This is a genomic window from Chitinophaga vietnamensis (assembly GCF_902167635.1).
GTDB lineage: Bacteria > Bacteroidota > Bacteroidia > Chitinophagales > Chitinophagaceae > Chitinophaga > Chitinophaga vietnamensis.
Window position 1 is genome coordinate 675,624 of the sequence record NZ_CABHMS010000001.1, and the last position, 17,435, is coordinate 693,058.

The following is a 17,435-nucleotide window of genomic DNA, read 5'->3' on the forward strand; positions in this document are numbered from 1 at the left end:
AAAATGTCGAATTATTTTCAAATGAAGGAAGTATATATTACCAGGCTGTCGAAATTCTTACCTAACAAGCCTGTCGAAAATGATGAAATGGAGAGCATCCTCGGAATGGTGGACGGAAAGCCTTCCCGCGCGCGTTTAAAGATCCTGGGCAATAACAAGATCAAAACCCGTTATTATTCGCTTGATAAAGAAGGAAACTCCACCCACTCCAATGCTGAGATGACCGCCGAAGCGGTAAAGGGTTTGTTTGACGAAAAGTTCCCTATCAGCAAAATGGAATTGCTGGCCTGTGGTACCACTTCCCCCGACCAGTTATTACCTAACCATGCAGCCATGGTACACGGTATCCTCAAATGCCAGCCCGTAGAGCTGATCGCCGCTACCGGCGCTTGCGCGGCAGGTATGCAGGCCTTCAAATATGCCTGGATGTCTATCCGCTGTGGTAACACCTCCAATGCAGTAAGCACTGGCTCCGAGAAATTCTCCGCCTGGATGCTGGCACAGAAATTCCAGCCGGAAGCAGAGAACCTGAAAAGCCTCGATGAAAATCCGATCATCGCTTTCGAAAAAGACTTCTTGCGCTGGATGTTATCTGACGGCGCCAGCGCCGCCCTGTTCCAGGATAAGCCCAATGAAGAAGGCTTGTCGCTGCGAGTAGACTGGGTGGAGATCGCTTCTTACGCCAACGAACTGGAAACCTGCATGTATGCCGGCGCTATCAAAAATGCGGACGGCAGCACCAAAGGCTGGATCGATATGACGCCAGACGAATGGGCACAGCATAGTGTTTTCTCTTTTAAACAAGATACCCGCCTCCTCGGTAAAAATATTGTTCCTTCCGGCGCCCAGATGTGGAAAGAGCTGGTGGAACGTCATAACATTAATCTTGATGAAATAGATTTCTTCCTGCCACATCTTTCTTCTGAATTTTTCAGATTGAAGATAGATGAAGAGATCACCCGCCTGGGCGTACCTATCCCGCTGGAAAAATGGTTCACCAACCTGGCCAACGTTGGTAACGTGGGCACCGCTTCCCCTTACCTGATGCTGGAAGAGCTGATGAATGCCGGCCGTTTCAAGAAAGGACAGAAAGTGGTGATGATGGTACCTGAGAGCGCACGTTTTTCATATGCTTATGCCCACATCACGGTGGTATAAGCATTCACCCAAAAAACTGCTGTCATGAAAAAAGATGAAGTGCCGCAGGATAGCGATAACCTGCATGAAGGTACATTCAAGCAAATTATGTATGCGGTGGATAACTCCGGCGACTATGTACAGGTGCAGAGTTCGGGCTGGGAACCGGAGAACATTGCACTGGGACAAGCCTGGGAAGAAGTGAATGAAAATGTGAAGGCTGCGCGCGAGCGTGTGCTGGCCGGAGAAATCAGCCCCATCGCCTATTACATGGTAAAGACGCTGATGGATCTGCCACTGCTGGCTAACTATGTAGGTAAATTCCAATGGCAGGTGAAAAGGCATATGAAGCCGGCTGTGTTCAAAAGGTTGAGCACTCAAATGCTGCAACGCTACGCCGATGCATTCAAAGTGAGCATCGACGAGCTGAAAAATCTGAAGTAAAAAGTATCATGAGCGAAATACAATTCCATCACACACAAACAGCACATTGCGAAAGCGGCGTGATCTCCAACCTGTTTGCTTATCACGGCTTGCAGATCAGCGAACCGATGGCCTTCGGCATCGGCGCAGGTCTCTTTTTCGGGCACCTGCCGTTTGTGAAGGTGAACGGCGTACCAGGCACCACTTACCGCATCTGGCCGGGAGCGATCTTCCAGCGGGTATGCAAGCGCCTGGGCGTACGAATGGAATCACATAAATATTCCACGCCCGAAAAAGGCATGCAGGCACTGGATGAAGCAGTAGCGGCAGGCGTGCCGGTAGGGCTGCAATCCAGCGTTTATTACCTGCCTTATTTTCCGGCGTCTTACCGTTTTCATTTCAATGCGCATAACCTCGTGGTGTATGGAAAAGAGAATGGCCATTATCTCGTCAGCGATCCGGTGATGGACAGCGTGACTACCATAGACCGCGACAGCCTGGTGCAAGCCCGCTTTGCCAAAGGGTTTCCAGCGCCTAAAGGCAAGATGTACTACCCGGTACATGTGCCGAAAGAGGTATCGCTGCATCAACCTATTAAAGAAGGCATCCTTCAGACCTGTCATTATATGCTCAAGATCCCCATTCCTATGTTCGGGGTGAAAGGCATCCGCTTTCTCGCCAACCGCGTGAAGCAATACCCGGAGAAAGTAGGGGAGAGAAGGTCTGCCTTGTATCTTGGAAATATCATCCGTATGCAGGAAGAGATTGGCACCGGCGGCGCAGGTTTCCGTTTCCTGTATGCTGCATTTTTACAGGAGGCCGCTCAGGTGCTGCAAAAAGATGAATTGAAGAAGATGGCAACAGAGCTCACCCAAACCGGTGACCTGTGGCGCAATTTCGCGTTTGCTGCCGGCCGTGTGTGCAAGAGCCGTACGACCGACAATGTGTCCTATCAACAACTGAGTGAAATGTTATTGCAATGTGCCGATGCAGAAGAAGCGTTCTTCAAAAAACTGGCACAGGTGAAATGGTAAGATATGTCCAGCATCGCTGTTAATGAGTTATATAAAACCTTCAAAGGAGCCGCGGAGCCTACATTAAAAGGGCTCAGCTTCTCGTTCCCGGAAGGCCGCATTGCCGGACTGCTGGGGCCTAACGGCGCTGGCAAAACCACTACGATCTCTATCCTTTGCGGACTGGTACATGCCGACAGTGGTGCGGTGACTATCAACGGTCTTCACCAGAATGCTGCACACCGCGAAGCCATCAAGCGCCTGATCGGTGTTGTGCCGCAGCGCATCGCGTTGTATCCGCAGCTCACCGCCATGGAAAACCTCACTTATTTTGGTAATCTCTACGGATATAAAGGAAAAACATTGCAGGCGCGCATCCTGCAATACCTCGAAGTGTTTGGCCTGGAAAAGGCCGCCCACAAAGAGATCTACAAATATTCCGGTGGCATGAAGCGCCGTGCGAATATCATCGCGGCCATCCTGCATCAACCTTCTTTGCTGATCCTCGATGAACCTACCGCGGGTGTGGATGTACAATCGCGCAGCATGATCCTGCAATTCCTCCGGGAATATAACCGTAGCGGCGCCAGTATCCTGTATACTTCCCATTTACTGGAAGAAGCACAGTCGCTTTGCGAGGAAGTTGCGATTATAGACGAAGGCCGCCTGATCGTTCAGGGCCGGCCACAGGAGCTGATCAGCCAGCAGGCCACCTGCAGCAACCTGGAAGATGTTTTCCTTCATTATACCGGGCATGCACTAAGAGACTAGCATATGTTAAGATTTCTGGCAACAATAAAAAAAGAATGGCAGCTGCTGTTGAGGGATAAAATGGGACTCTCGCTCCTGTTTGTGATGCCGGTGATATTGATCACCGTGATGGCCCTCATACAAGATGCGCCCTTCAAAGATTACCAGGAAATAAAGTTTGATATTTTAACGGTAGATAATGACCATGGCCGCCTGGGACGATATATCCGCGAAGGACTGGAGCATGGCGGTCAGTTCAATATCATCGATTCTTTGCAGGGGCAGCCTGTTACCGCGGAAATGGCCCGCCAGCTGGTGAATAATGGCGATTACAAGATCAGTATCATTATCCCTTCAGGCGCCACAGCGGCCATTGTGAGCAATGCTAACCGCATCGTGAACGATATCACACATCGCATGGGCATGACAATGTCGCTGCCGGTAAAAAAAGGTATTGATTCACTGAATGTGACCATCTACTTTGATCCCGCTGCCAAGAAGGCTTTCAAAGGAGCCATTCACCAGGCGATCGATAATTTTTTGACACAGGTGGAGACAGACATGCTGCTGGACCGCATTAAGCAGCAACTGAAAAGTAAAGACTCCACCGTGCAAAACAACGATACCCTTGCAATACGCCTGCAGGCCGTAGGTTTGAAAGAACAGGCCACCGGTACCGCCAAACAGGCCGAGGTGATCTCCAACTCGGTGCAGCACAATGTGCCGGCATGGAGCATCTTCGCGATGTTCTTTATCGTGATACCTATCGCGGGTAATATGATCCGTGAAAGGGAAGACGGCAGCCTGCTCCGCATGAAGTTGATACCAGGTTCCTACCTGTCCATTCTTGCAGGAAAGATGATGTTCTTTGTAGGTATCTGCATATTACAATTCTACCTGATGATGCTCGTGGGTATCTATGCCATGCCCTGGCTCGACCTGCCAAAACTGGCCATGGGACAGCATCATGGCGCTACCCTGCTGGTGGCTGCGGGCATCGGGCTGGCCGCTACCGCATATGGCATACTCATTGGTACTTTGTTTAAAACGCCCAACCAGGCGCTTAACTTCGGTGCGATCTCCATCGTGATCCTCTCCGCCATCGGCGGCATCTGGATACCGCTGGAAGTAATGCCCGCCAAAATGCAGGTGATCGGGCATCTGTCGCCCCTCAGCTGGGGCCTCGATGCGATCAACGATATCTACCTGCGTAATGAGGATATCGGCTTTGTGTGGAAGAACGTTTTACGGCTGATACTCACCGGATTGGCCATGCTGGCCATTGCCGGCTGGGTGGAAAAAAGAAGAATGAACTGATAAATGTTTTCAAAACAATACTAAAACTGTATTTTTACCCCTTACAAGGGCATTCGCCTGCGCCAGAGCAGCGATAAACCTACAACATTATGGAAGAATTAAAAAAGAAACTGAAAGAACAGATCATTGAAGCCTTGAACCTGCAGGATACCAAACCGGAAGATATTGACGACAATGCGCCGCTGTTTGGTGAAGGGCTTGGGCTCGACAGCATCGATTCACTGGAACTCATGGTACTGCTGGAAAGACAATACCACATCAAAGTAGAAGATCCGCGTGAAGGCCGCAAGATCCTGCAATCTGTTCAGTCTATGGCAGAATTTATCCAATCCAAACAACCGGCATAAGCGATTGGCCACATGGCGGAAAGAGTGTTTATAACAGGGATGGGAATGATCACCGCCATTGGTGATAACGTAGCCGGAAATTTGCAAGGCCTGCGCGAAAGCCGTAGTGGCCTTGGATATACCCGCTATATCGATACCATTTACAAAGATGTTTTACCGGTTGGAGAAGTAAAGCAGGACAATGCCGCGCTATTTGCTATGGCGGGTATTCCTGTGCAGAACGGATTTACGCGCACCACCTTGCTCGGCCTGGTAGCGATGCGTGAAGCCCTGCACCATGCCGGTATCCGCGATATACAGGATGTGCCCACCGGCTTTATCAATGCCAGCACCGTGGGAGGGATGTGCGATACCGAAAAAGTATATTTCGATATCATCAACCCGGAAAAAGAAGGCGTATTCCTGCAGTATGTCGACACACTGGATTGCGCCGACTGTACACAGCGTATAGCCGACACCGTTGGTTTCAGCGAACATATCGCCACTGTAAGCACGGCTTGTTCCTCCTCTGCCAACGCATTGATGTTTGGCGCCCGTATGATCAAACAGGGGATGCTTCCCCGGATGGTGTGCGGCGGCACGGAGGCGCTCACCCGCTTTACACTCAACGGTTTTAACTCGCTGAAGAACGTAGATAAAAACTTCTGCCGCCCTTTTGATCAGCAGCGTACCGGTCTGAACCTCGGTGAAGGCGCGGCCTACCTGGTATTGGAGAGTGAGTCGTTTGCGCGGACCAACAACAGCCGCATACTGGCGGAATTCAGCGGTTACTGCAATACCAACGAAGCATTCCATCCTACCTCGCCCTCCCCGGATGGCGATGGCGCTTACGAAGCCATGAAAAATGCGCTGGCAATGAGCGGCAGAACCCTGGAAGAGGTGCAGTATATCAATGTGCATGGCACCGCCACTTTAAATAATGATATCTCTGAAGGGAAAGCATTGGAGCGATTGTTTGGTACCAGGGTACCTTTGTTCAGCTCTACCAAACCCTTTACAGGACACACGCTGGCGGCAGCCGGCGCTATTGAGGCCATCTATGCAGCATTGGCCATACAACATGGACTGATCTTCCCTAATCTCAATTTTTCAGAAAGGATGGAAGAATTGCAGATAGCACCTGTGACCACCTTGCAGGAGGGACAGTCTGTAAACAATGTTATTTCAAACTCATTCGGCTTCGGAGGCAATAATGCCTCTCTCGTGATCAGTAAATATGAAGGGTAAGTGTTACATACAAGGAATGGCGGCCATTTCCCCGCAGCATACTTTCGACGGGGATATTTTCTCTGCGCCGCTGGTGCATACAGACCGTAACCTGCTTGCCTGTATCGAGCCTGATTACAAGCCATATATTCCGGCCAACAGTTTGCGCCGCATGTCGCGCATCCTGAAGATGGGCCTCACGGCTGCACTCCGTTGCAGTGCCAACAGCGGGATCAACGCACCTGGCCCTATCGTTACCGGCACCGGCAAAGGTAGTTTGCAGGATACGGAAAAGTTCATCAAAGAGATAGAACAATACCAGGAAACGGCGCTCAACCCCACGCCTTTCATACAATCTACCTATAACTCCGTGAACGGCCTGATCGCTCTGCAACAGCAGTGCACCGGCTATAACAATACTTTTGTACATCGCGGTTTTTCCTTTGAAAACGCGTTGCTCGATAGCATGCTGTTGTTACAGGAAGGCGCTGCTCATACGCTCACCGGCGCTTTTGAAGAGATCACCGCAGAACATTTCTATATCAAAAGCCGCATCGGTTTTTGGAAATCCGCACCCACCGACAGCCGCGAGCTGTATCAGCAGCTCACACCCGGTACTATCTCCGGCGAAGGTGCTGCTTTCTTTGTACTAACGGCTACGCCTGCACGTGGTAGCATCGCTGCCATCAATGGCTTCAGGATGCTCTATAAACCAACGCCTGAAAAGCTTTCCGCCGTATGGCAGCAATACGGCGAAGGTGTAGACCTTATCCTCACCGGCCGCAATGGCGATAGTAACCACGAACACTATTATCAACAGCTGGATCAGATCTTGCCCGGCATTCCACAGTTGCCATTCAAACATCTCTGTGGCGAATACGACACCGCGGGCGCTTTTGGCCTGTGGCTGGGCGCCAGTATGCTGCAAAGTGGAAAGGCGCCACAGCAGTGGTTCCCGATGATCGCATCGTTGCCATCTGGTTTCAACAGGATATTACTGTATAACCATTTTTACGGAGAGCAGCATGTGCTGATGGTGTTGGAGCGGGTTTAGAGATTGCATCTCCGTAGCTCTTCTGCCAGAAAATGTTCCAGTTGTTTTTTAGTGGGCAATTGCACAGCATATCGCGAGACAAAAAGTTGTTGGTCCATGCCTGCCGGTATCGCAAACTCCACCAAAGATTCATTTTTATTAGTTACGAGCAGAATGCCTATTGGCGGGTTGTCGCCAGGCTCCATCATTTTAGCTTTGAAGAAGTTCAGATAGGTAGTGAGTTGTCCGGCATCAGCAGTAGTGAAGTCCCCAACCTTCAGTTCGATCAATATATGACAACGTAGAATCCGGTGATAGAAAACGATATCGATAAAGTAGTATTCCGGTCCGATCAATATTCTTTTCTGCCGGCCTTCCAGACAAAATCCATGACCCATTTCCAGCAGGAAGTCCTGCAGGTGGTTCAGTAACTGTTCTTGTACCAGGTTTTCTTCCCCCAATATTTTCTGAGGAATATCGAGAAACTCGAACGTATATACGTTTTTGATGAAATCTGATGGAACTACTGGAGATGCGGTACGTTGCTGGATCAGCCTGGAGAGCTTTTCCGGGTCCTGGGCAAGTCCCATTCTTTCAAAATACAAAGAACCGATCTGGCGTTTCAATTCACGTACGCTCCAATTGGCCTTCATGCATTCAAGCTCGTAAAAGGTACGTTGAAGTTGATCTTTGATGGTTAGCAGGCAGGTGATGTGTGTGAAAGATAAATTGTCGACTATTTTGTTAGCGGGCACTTGCAGCGGGTTTATTGATGCAATTTCTTGACTATTAGCGTTTTGGAATTCGTCAGTCAGTGACTGACGAATTTGAATGGCGCTGTTTTTTAACTTATCTCGTACTAGTTCGTGTATTTGAGGATAGTATAAATAGAACTGCCTGAACAATTTCAGGTTAGTTTCGGACATTTTCAGATGAGATAATTTTTCTGTGATCTTGATCATCAGATTATCCCGGTACTTTGCCCTATCCTGGCCGCTTTGCTCGTATTCAACGATGTAATAGCCAATAAGCCAGTTGCGTAAAGTGAGGGAGCGATTAACTGCTTTAGCCGCTGTTTGCTGGAAGCGCACATGCGTGGCTTCAATGGTGTTAACAAGCGTATTAAACTTCATAAGAAGATGATTAAGTTTTTCAATAAAAAGTCGGCTGAGGTGGGATTTACCAGAAGTGAGCTACAAATTTAAGCGCTTTTTATTATCAGCAATATTCATTTTGTTCAGTGTGAAAATTTTTAATGATCTGAATAAAAAAAGCGGGGAAACACTGTCCCCGCTTATCTTTCAGTTGATCATTATCTTCTTTATCTCACCCTGTACACCGGGTATCTCAAATACTCCGGTTCTGCGTAAGGCGAATTTTTATATACAAAACTTAACTGTGCCGGGCCGCTGTGTGCGAAGGCAGTATCGGCGGCTTTCTTTTTCTCCAGTGCATCTTGAAGTGCAGGATGTGTTTTCAGGTATTCGGCGCCGGTGTCTTCAAAAACGTAGGAGGAGTAGCCTTCTTTCTGACCCAGGATTGCATCGAAGAAATTCCAGGCGAAGAAGGAGTCGCCGGCAGTGGGTTCCAGCGTTTCCATCAGGTAGCGGTTGGCGGTTTGATTCATCGGTATGTAATAATCGCCACGGCGGAAATGAATGGAATCCTTGCTGCTGCTCACTTTCACGTTGGTATGTACGTAATGCTTCTCGAAAGGTTTATTGTAGGATTGATAATCTGTGATGTGATAAACTTCTACCAGGATGGCCGTATCCCTTTGCAGTTGCTGCATTTGTACGTGGTTGTTTTTGAGGATGTCGATCACGGACCACCAGCCTTGCGGGATGATATAGGCCACTGGTTTTTCCACAAAGTTGGCGGCGTTGGCGTGGTTATAGAATTTCACCTGCCGCGTGTAGGGCCGGCTACGGTCGTAGTAAAGGCGCGGCAGCCCGGAAATGGCGCTGGGCTTGTGTCCTGAGGCGAAGCCTTTGAAGGTGATGTTGCTGTATTGGTTCATATCAAATTCCCAGGACAGTGGAAATTGCTGCTGATGCAGTTCCATTGCTTTGGTTTGCGCACGCAGCTGGCGGATAGCGTCGCTGTGTTCGCCGGTGAATTTGATGAAGCACTGCATCAGGGCATAGGTGGCCTGCACACGTTGGGGGTAGGGCTTCAGCATATGTGTTTCGGGCACAAAACCGAAGGTGTGGAAAAGTGTCGTATAGCCGGTGGAGTAGCGGGGGCTGTCCTCAAACTCTACCCAGCCGCTATCAGGTGTTTCGCCGAAGTGATTCACATAAGGAACAAGGTCGTAGCCTTTTTCCTTCATGAGGGTGTAGAGGCCTGGTTCGAAAGTGTTGTGAAGGAATTCGCCCATAGGACCGCCGAGTTTGTCGTGTTGAGTAGTGAGCAATGTCATGATGTGCTGGTAATCGGCGCCGTTGCTCACATGGTTATCCACAAATACATCGGGGTCGGCGAGTTGGTAGATCTGTTGGAAGGACCGGGCGTTACGGGAGTCGGATTTGATGAAATCGCGGTTCAGGTCGAGGTTCTGGGCGTTGCCGCGGGAGCCGAAGGCATCGGGGCCGTTCTGGTCTGCCCGGTAGAAAGTAGACCGGTTCAGCATACCGCCGATATTGTACACTGGTATTACGGCCAGCACTACATTGTCGGGGATGGAAGCTTTGCCTTGTGCAAGGTCGCGCAGGAGCATCATGCTGGCATCGATGCCATCGGGTTCCCCGGGATGGATGCCGTTGTTGATGAGGATAATGCGTTTGTTCTTTTTATGAAGACTGTTGAAGTCGAAATCGCGGGTGGGAGAGTACACTACGAGGTGCAGGGGCAGCCCGGCGTCGGTCGGTCCCATTTGCAACATCTTTATCTGGGGGAACTGTTTGGACAGTTGTTGATAGTATTGGATCACTTCCGGGTAGGTAGCGGTTTCCTGGCCTTTGGTTTTTTCGTAGCGGGTCACCAGGTTTTGTGCCTGGGCGGCCAGCGCGAGGCAGCAGGCTATGGCAGTCAATAGTTTTCTCATAAAAGTATTTAGAGATATGAAGCAGGAAGAAAAAACAAAAAGCCCTTCCCTTATGAGGAAGAGCTATAAATATTGTTACTGAAGCAATTAAGCTAAGGTGTTGATTTTCTTAGCCAGCTTGCTCTTCAGATTTGCAGCTTTGTTTTTGTGAATAACGTTACGTTTAGCCAGCTTGTCGATCATAGAAGCTACTTCTGATAATTCTTTTTCCGCTGCCGCTTTGTCTGTCAACGCTTTCAAATCACGGATGGCATTACGGGTAGTTTTACCGTAGTAACGGTTACGCTCATTACGCTTTCTGCTCTGACGTACGTCTTTTTTCGTTGCTTTATGGTTTGCCATTTTTCAAATTTCAAGTTTCGGACGGCAAAGGTAAGGATATTCTTTTTACAAAACAAAATTAATGTTCCTTTACCGGGGTGAGACTGCAAAGATAAGTCATTGACAGTTGCCGTGTACGCAGGTAATCATCTTATTATTTTATAATTTTTTCCATCCTCTGTATCAAAAAACGAGCGATATTTGCAATCCCATTATATTATTATATTGGGCACCAACAGAAAAGTATTTGAACTGAAGATCAGCAAAACTCGTTGTAAATGAAGGACTTCTCATTTGTCACCAATTCACATCCTGCTTACATAGAATCATTATATCAGGATTTCCGCAAAGATCCCAATTCCGTAGACCCAGAATGGGTAAAATTTTTTGAAGGGTTCGATTTTGCAGTATCCAACGTCAACGGAAAGGCGGGAACCGCTGCTCCCGCGGCGGCAGGCGGCACTTCGCCGGTGACCAATGACCAACTGGAGAAAGAGTTTGGCGTGTACCGCCTCATTCAGGCTTATCGTAAAAAAGCGCATCTGATCGCTAAAACCAACCCGATCCGTGAACGTAAAGACCGTAAAGCCGGCCTGGAAATTGCCAATTTCGGCCTTTCTGATGCCGATATGAACACGGAATTCTTTGCCGGCTCCTTCATCGGCGTAGGTAAAACCACCCTGACTAACATCATCGCCTATCTGAACAAGATCTACGCTGGTTCTGTAGGTATCCAATACACTTACATCAACGACCGCACCAAGGCTAAATGGCTGGAAAAAGAATATGAAGCCGCCATGATGCAGCCGCTGTCGCTCGAACAACGCCGCCGCATCCTGCAGAAGCTGAACCAGGGCGTGATCTTCGAGAAATTCCTGCATACAAAATACATCGGTCAGAAACGTTTCGGCCTGGAAGGCGGCGAATCCACCATTCCTGCGCTGGATGCGATGATCAATATTGCCGCTGAATATGGGGTACAGGAATCTGTGATCGGTATGGCACACCGCGGCCGCCTCAACGTGCTGGCTAATATCCTCGGTAAAACCTACGAGCAGATCTTCAACGAATTTGAAGGCCTCGCCGTACCGGATATGACCATGGGCAGCGGCGACGTGAAATATCACCTCGGCTTCCGTTCCCAGGTAGCTACGCCCTCCGGCAACCAGGTAAACCTGCAACTGATGCCCAACCCTTCCCACCTGGAAGTGGTAGACCCGATCGTGATCGGTTTTGCACGCAGTAAAGCAGATGTGATCTATAACAGCGATTACGACAAGATATTGCCCATCCTCATCCACGGTGATGCCGCTGTTGCCGGTCAGGGCATCGTGTATGAAGTGGCACAGATGAGCAAACTGAAAGGCTACTACACCGGTGGTACCATTCACTTTGTGATCAATAACCAGATCGGTTTTACCACCGATTTCGATGATGCCCGTTCGTCGGATTACTGCACCAGCGTGGCTTCTATCGTACAAGCCCCGGTATTCCATGTGAATGGCGACGATGCGGAAGCAGTGGTGAAAGTATCACAGCTGGCAGCCCGCTACCGCCAGGAATTCAATGAAGATATCTACATCGACATGGTGTGCTATCGCAAACATGGCCACAATGAAGGCGATGAGCCCAAGTTCACACAGCCAAGCCTCTATGCGCTGATCGACAAGCACCCTAATCCGCGTGAAGTATATACCCAGTACCTGCTCAACAACGGCGAATCTGATGCGCAGGCGCTGGCCAAAGAAATGGAGAAAAGTTTCTGGGACGACCTACAGGCACGCCTGGATGAGGTGAAACAACATCCGCTGCCTTATGCCAAACAAAAACCTGAAGAATGGTGGCAAGCCCTCCGCAAGGCTACCCCGCAGGATTTTGAGTCTTCCCCGGTAACCGCTATCAGTGAAGAAGATTTCAAACGACTCTTCGACGGTTTGATGAAATGGCCTGCCGACTTTGTGCCGCTGCGCAAAGTGAGCAAACTGTTGCAGGACAAGATCAAATTGTACCAGGATGAAGGCAAGGTAGACTGGGCCACCGGCGAGCTGTTGGCCTATGCCAGCCTGCTGATCGAAGGCAAAGATGTAAGAATGAGCGGAGAAGACGTGAAACGCGGTACCTTCTCTCACCGTCATGCCGTATTGTTCGATGAGAATAACAACAGCACCTACGACCGTCTGAACCACTTCCAGGAAAACCAGGGCAAATTCAGGATATACAACTCTTTGCTGAGTGAATATGGCGTGCTGGGCTTTGAATATGGTTATGCCATGGCTACGCCCAACAGCCTTGTATTATGGGAAGCGCAGTATGGCGATTTCGTGAATGGCGCACAAACAGTGATCGATCAATATATCAGCAGTGCAGAACAGAAATGGACTACACAGAACGGTCTTGTGATGCTGCTGCCACATGGTTATGAAGGTGGTGGACCGGACCACTCCAACGCGCGTCCGGAGCGCTTCCTGCAACAGTGTGCAGAAGAGAACATGGTGGTGACCAACATCACTACTGCGGCCAACTTCTTCCATGCCTTGCGCCGCCAGCTCACCTGGCCTTTCCGCAAGCCGCTGATCAACTTCTCGCCTAAAGCTAACCTGCGTCATACCGGCGCTTATTCTTCCATGGAAGAATTTACACAAGGCGGCTTTAAAGAAGTATTGGACGACCCGTTCATCGAAGATGCCGGCGTAGTGAAGAAAGTACTGCTGTGCACCGGTAAAATGTACTTCGACCTGAGCGATAAACAGATCAAAGAAGAACGTAAAGATGTAGCGATCGTAAGGCTGGAACAGCTGTATCCGCTGCCTGTAAAACAACTGGAAGCCATTGCACAGAAATATAAAGGCGCTACTTTCTTCTGGGTGCAGGAGGAGCCGCTGAATATGGGCGCTGCTTCTTATCTGCAAATGAACCTGAAACAGATCAATTATGGTGTGATCAGCCGCAATCCAAGCGCGTCCACCGCTACCGGTTATGCAAAAGTGCATGCCCGTGAGCAACAGCAGATCATCGACACAGCGTTCAACATTTAATAAATTGCAAACTATAAACTGAAAATATTTGTTATTGTGATTCAGCACCGCTGAGCTGATAACAATCACCATCAACTGATTAAATATGGTTATCGAAATCAAAGTCCCTACGGTAGGAGAATCTATTAGCGAGGTAACAATTGCGAAGTGGTTGAAAAAAGATGGAGATTATGTGCAACAGGACGAAGTACTGTGCGAGATGGAATCTGAGAAAGCAACCTTTGAGCTGAATGCAGAAAAGGCCGGTGTGCTGAAGATCGCCGCCAATGCACAGGAAGGCGCCACTTTGAAGATCGGTGAAGTTGCTTGCACCATCGATACTGATGCTGCTGCTCCGGCACAACAGGCTGCTGCTCCTGCTGCATCCGCTGCCACGCCAGCACCAGCTCCGGCTGCGGCGCCTGCCGCTCCCGCTGTGAACAAGGGCGTGATTGAAATGAAGGTACCTACAGTAGGTGAATCTATCAGCGAAGTGACCTTGGTAAAATGGACGAAGAAAGATGGTGACTATGTAGAACGTGATGAAGTGGTTTGTGAACTGGAATCTGAGAAAGCCACCTTCGAGCTGAATGCGGAAGAAGCTGGTGCACTCATTATCGTAGCTAAAGAAGGCGACACCCTGAAGATCGGTGATGTGGCCTGCAAAATAGATACCGCCGCACCAAGACCTGCCGGCAAAGCTGCACCCGCTGCCGCTCCCGCCGCACCCGCTGCCAAAGCGGCCCCGCAGGCACAACAGGCGCCGGTGACCAGCATCCCCAATGATATCAAAACTACGCCGGTGGCTGCTGCCGTTATTGCGGACAAACAAGTAGACCCCGCTACCATCAAAGGTTCTGGCGCACATGGCAAGATCATGAAAGATGATGTATACGCTGCGTTGCAAAATCCTGGCGTAGCTATCGGCCATGAGCTGTTCAGCCGCGTTGAGCGCCGCGAGAAAATGAGCAACCTGCGCAAAACCGTTTCCCGCCGCCTGGTAGAAGCCAAGAACACCACCGCCATGCTCACTACCTTCAACGAGGTAGATATGACCGCTATCATGGAGCTGCGCGCGAAATACAAAGAAGTATTCAAGAAACAACACGACGTAAACCTCGGTTTCATGAGCTTCTTCACCAAAGCCTGCTGCTTTGGATTGCAGGAGTTCCCGGCTGTAAATGCTTACATCGACGGTGAGGAACTCGTGTACCACGACTATTGCGATATCTCTATCGCGGTATCCGCACCAAAAGGTTTAGTCGTGCCCGTTATACGCAATGCAGAAAGCCTGGATATGGCCGGCATCGAAAAGAAAGTGCTGGAACTGGCCACCAAAGCGCGCGACAACAAATTAAGCATGGATGAAATGACTGGCGGCACCTTCACCATCACCAATGGTGGCGTGTTTGGCTCGCTCATGAGCACCCCGATCATCAACATCCCGCAATCTGCCATCCTGGGCATGCACAAAATCCAGGAACGCCCCATGGCCATCAATGGCCAGGTGGTGATCCGCCCGATGATGTACATCGCCCTCAGCTACGACCACCGTATCATCGACGGACGCGAATCTGTGAGCTTCCTCGTACGTGTGAAAGAAATGCTGGAAAACCCCGAACAACTGCTGTTCGGTAAAGACCCGCTGAAAGCACTGCTGAAATTATAATAAAAGCCAGATGAAGATAAAAGCCCATGAAGCGCTGTAAGCACTTCATGGGCTTTTATCTTCAATAGTATTCATATATCTTCCACAACTTCTTCATTCCTCCCGCTGTTACATACGCTTTTCTCACACGACCGCAGGCATCTTTTTCATAAACATAATCTGTAGCTGCTGTTGTAGTAGCATAAGCATATTTGAGATCGCGGTGAGCCGCCAGGACAGGGCTTAGCATGGATGGATCAGTTGTGAGCGGACCCAGTTTAATATCATAGAACCGGGCAGCCATAAAACTGTTGTACTCCGGGTTGCTTACATTGGAATAAATGTACTGATAGATATCTACCGTTACCATACCGGCGTAGTAAGTACCTGTGATCAGTTTAACGAGATTTTGTTGCGCATCCAGGAAATAAGAAGTGGTAACGCCTTTCGTATTACCTGATGATAAGGTGTACGTAGGAATAGGCTGAGGCCATTGAGGAGCATAGTTGAATGAGAAAGCGTAACCCGCTGCCACGAGGTCCGGAGACATATAGCTGGCGGCCCTTCCAAGCGAATCAAAATAGAGCGATATCTTATAACCGTACGGGCTGATATAGATCGTGTCCACGCGGTTTTTATTGTTATAATGAAGATGATAACGAGAGGTGAACTGCCCGTGAGTGGTATAATCATCTTCTATCACTGAATCTACTCTTGCCTGCTGGTCATAGATATACTGTCGTACATAACTGATACCGCCACTTACCGTATCATAGGCCGTAACTTTTTTCAGGGGCATTTTACAATTGTATTCTGGCGGGACGCGCTTGCAGGCAAAGAAAGTGAAAGCTACCAACAGGCATACAGGAATTAAACAGGTACATTTTTTCATAACTGGTATTTAGGGTGTTAAAAAAGCAAGGGAGATGTAGGGGACGCGGTTAAGAGGTGTGATCAACAAATATATGACCAGGGCCTGCGATGTGCCTGCATCGGCAATTTCAGCGTATCTTTGCGCCATGACCCGTTGGGAGAATTACCTGGTATCAGCAGAAAAGATCATTGTTGCGTATAAAGGCGAGCTGCCTTTGCATCATTTCCTGAAAGCATTTTTCAAGCAGCATCCGCAGATGGGCAGCCGCGACCGCCGTCAGGTATCGCAGCTGGTATATCACTATTACCGCCTGGGTGGCTGGAACCGGCAGCTGCCGGTAAAAGAGCGTTTGCTGCTGGCTACCTTCTTTTGCGAGTCGCAGCCCGGCGAGCTGCTGGCGCAGCTGAAGCCGGAGTGGAATAGGCAGATACAGGCTTCCCTGGCAGAAAAGGCCGCCCTGGCCGGACAGCCGCCTGTGGAACCTGCTGCTGTTTTTCCACTGCTGGATGAATTGTCTGAAGAGATAGATACTAACGCTTTCGCCTATACGTTTTTAACGCAGCCGCATTTTTTCATCCGCATACGGCCTGGCAAACAGGCGAAAGTATTGCCATTGCTGGATAAGGCTGGCATCTCTTATACCTTGCAGGAAAATAACAGCACGGTGGCTTTGCCCAATGGTACCAATATAGAAGCCTTGCTACCGGAGAAAAGCTGGTATGAAGTGCAGGATGCATCCAGTCAGCAAACAGGCGCGCTTTTCCATCCCAAGGCGGGCGAACGCTGGTGGGATTGCTGTGCAGCAAGTGGCGGCAAGTCGATCCTGTTGAAAGATCAGCAGCCGGATGTGCAACTGCTGGTGACCGACGTGCGCCGTTCTATCCTCGAAAACCTGCAACAGCGCTTCGTTTCCGCTGGCGTAAAAAAATATGAGGCGCGCGTGGCCGATCTTACTGCTCCCAACTTCGCCGCCACAATGGGCAAGCAATTGTTTGACGGCGTGATACTCGATGCGCCTTGTAGTGGTTCCGGCACCTGGGGCCGCACGCCGGAAAGCCTGTCTTTCTTCAAGCGGGAAGAGATACAACATTACCAGGACCTGCAAAAACGTATAGCCGCCAACGTGATCCCCTTTGTGAAGAAAGGCGGCTCGCTGATCTATATTACCTGTTCCGTTTTCCGGAAAGAGAATGAGGAACTTGTTAAGTTTATCGAAGACAACAGCACGCTGAGAAAGCAGGAGGGTGGCCTTATTCCGGGCTATGGCAAAGGCGCTGACACGATGTTTGCAGCGAGGTTGGCGTGA

15 protein-coding genes are annotated in these 17,435 nt (G+C 49.6%); 11 read left to right on the forward strand and 4 right to left on the reverse strand.

Features of this window, described 5'->3' with window-relative positions; all coding sequences use genetic code 11:
* The first annotated feature begins 21 nt into the window (after positions 1 to 21).
* The 8 genes from FPG75_RS02860 to FPG75_RS02895 all read left to right on the forward strand — a co-directional run bounded on the left by FPG75_RS02860 (position 22) and on the right by FPG75_RS02895 (position 7,247).
* Positions 22 to 1,158, forward strand: coding sequence for a beta-ketoacyl-ACP synthase III (locus FPG75_RS02860; protein WP_143305045.1), 1,137 nt, complete (start codon positions 22 to 24; stop codon positions 1,156 to 1,158).
* Between the two features lie 24 nt (positions 1,159 to 1,182).
* A complete protein-coding gene (locus FPG75_RS02865) occupies positions 1,183 to 1,581 on the forward strand; it encodes a hypothetical protein (protein WP_143305046.1) in 399 nt (132 codons plus the stop codon).
* A gap of 8 nt (positions 1,582 to 1,589) precedes the next feature.
* A complete protein-coding gene (locus tag FPG75_RS02870; protein WP_143305047.1) occupies positions 1,590 to 2,594 on the forward strand; it encodes a BtrH N-terminal domain-containing protein in 1,005 nt (334 codons plus the stop codon).
* A 3-nt stretch (positions 2,595 to 2,597) separates the two neighbouring features.
* Entirely contained in the window at positions 2,598 to 3,344 is a 747-nt protein-coding gene (locus tag FPG75_RS02875; protein ID WP_236652712.1) for an ABC transporter ATP-binding protein, read from the forward strand.
* Positions 3,345 to 3,347: 3 nt separating this feature from the next.
* A complete protein-coding gene (locus tag FPG75_RS02880) occupies positions 3,348 to 4,640 on the forward strand; it encodes an ABC transporter permease (protein ID WP_143305048.1) in 1,293 nt (430 codons plus the stop codon).
* Between the two features lie 89 nt (positions 4,641 to 4,729).
* Complete coding sequence (locus tag FPG75_RS02885; protein WP_127035163.1) at positions 4,730 to 4,987, forward strand: phosphopantetheine-binding protein; 258 nt, start codon at positions 4,730 to 4,732, stop codon at positions 4,985 to 4,987.
* A 12-nt stretch (positions 4,988 to 4,999) separates the two neighbouring features.
* Entirely contained in the window at positions 5,000 to 6,214 is a 1,215-nt protein-coding gene (locus FPG75_RS02890; protein WP_143305049.1) for a beta-ketoacyl-[acyl-carrier-protein] synthase family protein, read from the forward strand.
* A 16-nt stretch (positions 6,215 to 6,230) separates the two neighbouring features.
* Positions 6,231 to 7,247 (forward strand): beta-ketoacyl synthase chain length factor, encoded by a 1,017-nt coding sequence (locus FPG75_RS02895; RefSeq protein ID WP_161596641.1) that lies wholly within the window; start codon positions 6,231 to 6,233, stop codon positions 7,245 to 7,247.
* On the opposite strand, the gene FPG75_RS02900 is transcribed toward FPG75_RS02895, so the two are convergent.
* From FPG75_RS02900 to rpsT, 3 genes are all read right to left on the reverse strand, one after another.
* Positions 7,244 to 8,359 carry a PDDEXK nuclease domain-containing protein gene (locus tag FPG75_RS02900; RefSeq protein WP_143305051.1) on the reverse strand — a complete coding sequence of 372 codons (1,116 nt, stop codon included), beginning with the start codon at positions 8,357 to 8,359 and terminating at the stop codon, positions 7,244 to 7,246. The two genes, FPG75_RS02895 and FPG75_RS02900, sit on opposite strands and share 4 nt — an antisense overlap.
* A gap of 188 nt (positions 8,360 to 8,547) precedes the next feature.
* Positions 8,548 to 10,272: a M14 family metallopeptidase gene (locus tag FPG75_RS02905; protein ID WP_143305052.1), complete on the reverse strand. Its 1,725-nt coding sequence runs from the start codon at positions 10,270 to 10,272 to the stop codon at positions 8,548 to 8,550.
* Positions 10,273 to 10,359: 87 nt separating this feature from the next.
* Positions 10,360 to 10,614: a 30S ribosomal protein S20 gene (rpsT, locus tag FPG75_RS02910; protein WP_143305053.1), complete on the reverse strand. Its 255-nt coding sequence runs from the start codon at positions 10,612 to 10,614 to the stop codon at positions 10,360 to 10,362.
* Positions 10,615 to 10,871: 257 nt separating this feature from the next.
* On the opposite strand from rpsT, the gene FPG75_RS02915 reads away from it, so the two are divergent.
* Positions 10,872 to 13,628, forward strand: coding sequence for a 2-oxoglutarate dehydrogenase E1 component (locus tag FPG75_RS02915; RefSeq protein WP_143305054.1), 2,757 nt, complete (start codon positions 10,872 to 10,874; stop codon positions 13,626 to 13,628).
* A gap of 85 nt (positions 13,629 to 13,713) precedes the next feature.
* Positions 13,714 to 15,276: a 2-oxoglutarate dehydrogenase complex dihydrolipoyllysine-residue succinyltransferase gene (gene odhB / locus FPG75_RS02920; protein ID WP_143305055.1), complete on the forward strand. Its 1,563-nt coding sequence runs from the start codon at positions 13,714 to 13,716 to the stop codon at positions 15,274 to 15,276.
* A 61-nt stretch (positions 15,277 to 15,337) separates the two neighbouring features.
* Here odhB and FPG75_RS02925 read toward each other — a convergent pair whose 3' ends face one another.
* Positions 15,338 to 16,147, reverse strand: a complete 810-nt coding sequence (locus FPG75_RS02925; RefSeq protein ID WP_143305056.1) for a hypothetical protein — start codon at positions 16,145 to 16,147, stop codon at positions 15,338 to 15,340.
* Positions 16,148 to 16,220: 73 nt separating this feature from the next.
* On the opposite strand from FPG75_RS02925, the gene FPG75_RS02930 reads away from it, so the two are divergent.
* Positions 16,221 to 17,435 (forward strand): RsmB/NOP family class I SAM-dependent RNA methyltransferase, encoded by a 1,215-nt coding sequence (locus tag FPG75_RS02930; RefSeq protein ID WP_144695821.1) that lies wholly within the window; start codon positions 16,221 to 16,223, stop codon positions 17,433 to 17,435.

Coding starts and splice junctions, on each gene's coding strand:
- FPG75_RS02865 (WP_143305046.1), top strand. CDS start 1,183: ATGAAAAAAGATGAAGTGCCGCAGGATAGCGATAACCTGCATGAAGGT.
- FPG75_RS02875 (WP_236652712.1), top strand. CDS start 2,598: ATGTCCAGCATCGCTGTTAATGAGTTATATAAAACCTTCAAAGGAGCC.
- odhB (WP_143305055.1), top strand. CDS start 13,714: ATGGTTATCGAAATCAAAGTCCCTACGGTAGGAGAATCTATTAGCGAG.
- FPG75_RS02890 (WP_143305049.1), top strand. CDS start 5,000: ATGGCGGAAAGAGTGTTTATAACAGGGATGGGAATGATCACCGCCATT.
- rpsT (WP_143305053.1), bottom strand. CDS start 10,614: ATGGCAAACCATAAAGCAACGAAAAAAGACGTACGTCAGAGCAGAAAG.
- FPG75_RS02885 (WP_127035163.1), top strand. CDS start 4,730: ATGGAAGAATTAAAAAAGAAACTGAAAGAACAGATCATTGAAGCCTTG.
- FPG75_RS02930 (WP_144695821.1), top strand. CDS start 16,221: ATGACCAGGGCCTGCGATGTGCCTGCATCGGCAATTTCAGCGTATCTT.
- FPG75_RS02895 (WP_161596641.1), top strand. CDS start 6,231: ATGGCGGCCATTTCCCCGCAGCATACTTTCGACGGGGATATTTTCTCT.
- FPG75_RS02915 (WP_143305054.1), top strand. CDS start 10,872: ATGAAGGACTTCTCATTTGTCACCAATTCACATCCTGCTTACATAGAA.
- FPG75_RS02905 (WP_143305052.1), bottom strand. CDS start 10,272: ATGAGAAAACTATTGACTGCCATAGCCTGCTGCCTCGCGCTGGCCGCC.
- FPG75_RS02900 (WP_143305051.1), bottom strand. CDS start 8,359: ATGAAGTTTAATACGCTTGTTAACACCATTGAAGCCACGCATGTGCGC.
- FPG75_RS02870 (WP_143305047.1), top strand. CDS start 1,590: ATGAGCGAAATACAATTCCATCACACACAAACAGCACATTGCGAAAGC.
- FPG75_RS02860 (WP_143305045.1), top strand. CDS start 22: ATGAAGGAAGTATATATTACCAGGCTGTCGAAATTCTTACCTAACAAG.
- FPG75_RS02925 (WP_143305056.1), bottom strand. CDS start 16,147: ATGAAAAAATGTACCTGTTTAATTCCTGTATGCCTGTTGGTAGCTTTC.
- FPG75_RS02880 (WP_143305048.1), top strand. CDS start 3,348: ATGTTAAGATTTCTGGCAACAATAAAAAAAGAATGGCAGCTGCTGTTG.